Annotated in this window: 1 pseudogene; it reads left to right on the top strand. The window is 56.0% G+C overall.

Going from position 1 to position 234, the window contains the following annotated elements:
• Positions 1-234: pseudogene (locus Q5762_RS39730) on the top strand (restriction endonuclease subunit S); the annotation flags it as partial.

Genomic DNA, 234 nt, shown 5'->3' with positions numbered 1-234 from the left:
CTGTTTGCTCGCATTACACCCTGCCTCGAAAACGGGAAAACCGCGAAGGTGATCGGTCTACCCGACAACACTATTGGTCATGGCTCTACCGAATTCATCGTCATGGCCGCAAAAGACCCGAGCGTCGATGAAGATTTCGTCTACTACGTTGCGAGGCATCCCGAGTTCCGAGCCTACGCGAAGGGTCGGATGGAGGGAACGTCTGGGCGACAGAGGGTCTCCTGGCAAGCAATC

Source organism: Streptomyces sp. P9(2023) (assembly GCF_032436795.1).
Lineage (GTDB): Bacteria > Actinomycetota > Actinomycetes > Streptomycetales > Streptomycetaceae > Streptomyces.
The sequence above is the reverse complement of the archived record's forward strand: the minus strand, read 5'-3'. Positions and strand labels throughout refer to the sequence as shown.